The sequence below is a fragment of the Microvirga sp. jy35 genome (assembly GCF_056148915.1).
Genome location: NZ_JBWBEW010000095.1, coordinates 1 through 3,863 on the forward strand (window position 1 = coordinate 1; position 3,863 = coordinate 3,863).

General features: G+C 57.3%; 5 protein-coding genes. 3 read left to right on the forward strand and 2 right to left on the reverse strand.

What is annotated here, in order from left to right; genetic code table 11:
* Nucleotides 1–382 (forward strand): hypothetical protein (locus AC0QTX_RS27210; protein ID WP_474606911.1); only part of this gene is annotated, 382 nt, incomplete at its 5' end.
* 360 nt (nucleotides 383–742) lie between these two features.
* Here the strand turns inward: AC0QTX_RS27210 and AC0QTX_RS27215 are convergent.
* Complete coding sequence (locus AC0QTX_RS27215; RefSeq protein WP_474606912.1) at nucleotides 743–1,423, reverse strand: CYTH domain-containing protein; 681 nt, start codon at nucleotides 1,421–1,423, stop codon at nucleotides 743–745.
* A 443-nt stretch (nucleotides 1,424–1,866) separates the two neighbouring features.
* On the opposite strand from AC0QTX_RS27215, the gene AC0QTX_RS27220 reads away from it, so the two are divergent.
* Nucleotides 1,867–2,325, forward strand: a complete 459-nt coding sequence (locus AC0QTX_RS27220) for a CYTH domain-containing protein (protein WP_474606913.1) — start codon at nucleotides 1,867–1,869, stop codon at nucleotides 2,323–2,325.
* Nucleotides 2,326–2,702: 377 nt separating this feature from the next.
* On the opposite strand, the gene AC0QTX_RS27225 is transcribed toward AC0QTX_RS27220, so the two are convergent.
* Nucleotides 2,703–3,218, reverse strand: coding sequence for a 3'-5' exonuclease (locus tag AC0QTX_RS27225; RefSeq protein ID WP_474606914.1), 516 nt, complete (start codon nucleotides 3,216–3,218; stop codon nucleotides 2,703–2,705).
* Between the two features lie 192 nt (nucleotides 3,219–3,410).
* On the opposite strand from AC0QTX_RS27225, the gene AC0QTX_RS27230 reads away from it, so the two are divergent.
* Complete coding sequence (locus AC0QTX_RS27230; protein ID WP_474606915.1) at nucleotides 3,411–3,626, forward strand: hypothetical protein; 216 nt, start codon at nucleotides 3,411–3,413, stop codon at nucleotides 3,624–3,626.
* Nucleotides 3,627–3,863 lie beyond the last annotated feature (237 nt).

Genomic DNA, 3,863 nt, shown 5'->3' on the forward strand with positions numbered 1-3,863 from the left:
CGTCATTCGGGATCCTCAAGGCGAGCCCCGGATCATCTTTGGCGAAGACGATGGCACGAGGATCAACGATCGTCTGGGGAGGTATCTTGTCGAGAGCCTGAATGCAGGTCTCGATGTAGAAGACCCGAATCCGGACGAGCGCTGGTTCCTGGAGAGTCAGGGAGATGGGGACGAGCAGGATCCGGCCATTCTCATATGCGACGCCGATTTCGAGATCCGGCTTGAGATCCTCGACACGGGTAACATTGAAGAGGATCAGGCGCTGGGCCGAAAGGTTGTGGCTCTGATCAACACCTACCTCATCCAGAACGAAGTTTCACATCCGAGCGCTTCCTCCGTTGGCTCCTCACCAGAAAAACAGCAATCCGGATCCAAACGTTGAACGATGGAGCAGATGGGGACATGCTGGCAGGGCATCCATGACCTTGCTTCCGTGCTCCAGTGCAGCCCAGCTTATCTTGTGGGCCAAAGCGATGATCCTGCCGAAGCCACAGGTGATCGCGGCATCGCACCATCAGCCTCAGATACGATCCAACGCCCTGATGCCGTGATGGCGCTCAGGATCGTCGATGAATTGCTGGCAGGAGGGCACGTCGAGGCAGCCCGGGTTGCAATCAGGCGTGCCCTCAAAGCGATTGCTGTCGAGTAAAGAGCTCAGGGGCCAAGAGCGCTGCCGAAACATAGCAGTACTCCTGAGGTATCCAGGGTTGTTTCAAGTTACTGAGCTGGGCTCTGCCTCAGCTCACAAAGCCGCAGCAAGTGGTTCTGCCTCTAAAGGTGCGGCAGCCTCCTTTGTCGCTTTCAGGAGACCAGATGTCTCAAGTGAGCGGCTGAGAGCTACAATGACGTCGTCGGCAGCGGACAAGTTGTCCGCGTGAGTGGCCTTCTTAGACTGATCCAGCATATCAAGAGCAGCTTCGACCTGCTGGCTTGAGAGCGGCACATCAAGGTTCGCCTGAAGACCGTTCAACGCGATATAGCGCCATTCATAACTGAACTCAGTGGTCACCTCAGGCCCGAACCAGGTCGGGACCTCTAAGGCCTCTGCCTGCTGGATGTCGTCAAACTCGACGGTGATGAGATCAACACTGCCGGGATACACAATACGGTCAAGCTGTACCTTATGGCTCAGCCCGCCTTGCGGAGGCATCTGGAGCCGGTCGTAGGAGATCTGCCCGATGCAGAGGCCAAACAGAGCCTCGGCATGTTCATGGGGTAAGGGAGCAAGCTTCTCGACCAATTCCCCTGATGGATCCTGCCCTGACAGGACAAAATAAACTTGATTGGCTTCGAACCGGATAAACTGGTCTTTGCCCGGTTGGGACGAGAGATAGCCTTCGACAACCTGACGGTCGACACCTTGATCTCTCGAAATCAGGCGAGCAATGCATGGGGCAACAAGGAAGCGTCGAACATTCTTCATGAAAACACCTGTGGAACAACATGACTCTAAGCTACAGGGCACATCGTCCAGTCCGACCCGTTTACAAACGCTTAGCGCAATGTTTTCCTAGATAAGGAACTCAGCTTCTTGAGGGAGGCGTCAGCAATCGGACTTGCCCCAACCTTCGCATCGCCTGTACGAACTAGGGAGCCGATCTCATGTCTTTTGGTTGTGGGGTTCATGACTATTCGCCGCCGCTTTCTCCTCGCCTCATCCCTGGCCCGCCTCATCCAGCGGGAGAGAGGCGGTCTGCGTCAGATTGAGGGCTTCTTTCCGGAGCAGAGAGACCGCACCTCCTGGGTTCGCCTCGAGGAGAACAGGGGCCCTACTCATCCTGAGAACTGCTGGTCCTGATGGTGACAGGGAAGAACATACCGAGGTTCCGGTGGCGCACGGCCATGCGCTGCTCGATGTCTGCGCCGGTGAGATCGACTACACCCGGCACCAGGCTTCAGATTGGCGATCGCGACGCCCTCATCGACCAATTCAATCGGCCCAAGGCCCTGCATGTCGTCTCGGTTGAGTTCCAGAACGAGGAGCAGGCGAGGGGCTTTGTTCCTCTGCCGTGGTTCGGACCTGAGGTTACGACGGAGGCCCGCTACAGCAATCAGTCTCTTGCTCTGCGCGCTATTGATCAATCTCCGGACGTTCCTCTCTCCGATGCGGCGCTTGCTGGCCTGCTGGACACCCTGGAGAACCGCTTTCCGGTTCAGCGGCGCATGACCGTCAGCCGCCCTTCGGCAAAGCAGGGTTCTGTAACCAGGGCTCAGTCTGGTTCGGCACAAACGAACGGGCAGGCTGTCCAGGTCAACCTCGATGACATCGAGGCGGCCATGATGCAGGAGATGGAGAGAACGCTTCAGAAGGGCAGACCCGAGTAAGGTTTGTCAGCTCAATGCCCGACGCCCACTCGCCCATTCGGCAACACCTGGTGCTCTACCGGCGCGGTCCTGAGCAGGGCAGGGCGCGGTTCTTCAGCGGGATTGCCCGCACTCCGATTGCCATAAATTCAGCCTGAACGTTACCGCACACTCGAGTACAACGGATAGAGTATCCGACTGCTAGACAGCCGGAACTTGGGTCATGACACGTCTAGCAGTGCTTGGCTCGTTGTCATTAGATGGCGTAGGCGTTGTTAGCCGCTTGTCAATTTGGCGCTTGCACATGACATCCCCTCTATCCCCAGCCGATTTACCGGGCGAAGATTGCGTGAGGGTGTCATGGTATGGAGCAGCCGCAGCTTGTAAAAGCTGCGAGTTCAGGGCCGCTCTGTCGGGCTGAGCTTTAGAAACAGATGGGCTGCCAAGAGGGCATCATTCAAGGCATCGTGCGCATCACGCAGGTGAGCGATGCTGATGCCTGCTTGCGAACAGGCGTGACGGAGTTTGCCAGGTAGACCCGAGCGCTTGGCCAGAGCCATGGTGCAAAGGAAGCGCTCGCGCGGGTAAGTCGGCTGTGCTGCGCGCTCAAACTCCCGCTTAAGCGTGTTGTACTCGTAGGCATAGTTGTGAGCGATGATCGTATCGTCGCTGACAAAGTCCATAAGATCGTGAACGACCTCGTCGAAATGCGGCTCATTCTCCAGATCCGCCAGCGAGATGCGATGCACCGCGTAGCAGAATGAGCTCATAGGTGAGCGCGGCTTGATCCTGCGGATAAACGAGCGCGAGGAAATTGTGCCGTCAACAACCTCAACAGCAGCAATCTCAATGAGATGATCATAGGACTGCGCAGTTTCAACGTCGATGACGACGTGCCTGTTTGAAGCTTTCATAGTATAGTTTCGTAAGTGTCTTTGGGCTGATCGGGAAAAGCAGGCTGCACTTCGTGAGTGATTTGGCCGTGATGCTAATTCACTGCGGGCTGGTGCGCCAGCTTGTGGAGGATCCTCAAGCCTCAGGCAAGCTTAACCTGCTATCAAGATCCTCGGCGCACTGTGCCCACTCCCATTATGAGGAGACGGCACATGAGCGAATGGCATCACCGAGACCGCGGTCCGATCACGGAAGAAAAGCTGGTCCGGGCTGTTCACATCCTGGCTGATATGGTCGAAAACCATGGCTCAGCCTTCCGCCCGCTCTACCAAGACGTCAGGCAGCAATTGGCGGAGCACCGCCTGCAGCAGCAGGCTGCCGCGGCAGCTGAGGCCCGAGCCGCCCAGACCGAAGGCAAAGTGGCCTGAGACTTCAAGACCATCCTTCTGTCGCTTTAAAGGTCGACACACCAGCGCTTCAAGTGCCCAAGCCCAAACCAGAGAGCCCTCAACTCAGCCTGAACTTGCGCAGCGGAGACTGCGCCCGGCGTGATCCCGCGGATCTCAATCGGGAGCGCGCTGTGCGTTCAGCGGATGGAGGTCGCGAACCATCTGGTGGAGGCGGGAGGTGTCGAGATGGGTGTAGATCTGGGTGGTCTCGATGCC